Source organism: Paenibacillus sp. FSL H7-0331, assembly GCF_001956045.1.
On sequence record NZ_MRTH01000167.1, the window covers coordinates 1 to 553 of the forward strand.

Here is a 553-nt window from a genome sequence, read left to right on the forward strand (position 1 = left end):
GTTAAAAAGTATGTATAGCCCCAGTGACGTTTTATCGTCCCGAAAGGGTGCTCAACAATTTGCCCTCTTTGCTTATAAATATTACTTTGTCTATGCGTATTTTCGGTAATCTGTTCGATCACTTCTTCGTCACTAAGCCTGGTTACCGCCCTTCCGCCTTTGGCAGAAGTACAGGACTCTTTATGTCCGCAAAAATCGAAGGCTTCGCAAGTGTAACGCCTATACTCTTTGCCATCTTGTTTTCCATTCCATTGGAAAGGTAATTCATAACCCAACGGGCAAATATATCTATCGTTTATGGAATCATATTTAAAGTTCGCTTTATCAAATCCACTTGCCACTTTGTTTTGCTTTCCCTTTTGCGGCTTAATTAAGAGTTCTGTGCTTTCGTCGACAACGTCGATGATTTCAAGGTAATTATAATAGCCTGTATCGGCGACAATTGTAGTTTTTTGATCACGAAAAACCTGCTTTGTTTTATGCGCCATATTAGACAACTGCCCTTGGTCGTTGACATCATTGACCGTATCGCAGTCCACGATTAGTTTATATT

1 protein-coding gene is annotated in these 553 nt (G+C 40.1%); it reads right to left on the reverse strand.

Annotation, left to right across the window (positions count from 1 at the left end):
- On the reverse strand, positions 1-488 hold a 488-nt coding region (locus tag BK127_RS42300), incomplete at its 3' end, for a transposase (protein WP_256711717.1).
- Positions 489-553 lie beyond the last annotated feature (65 nt).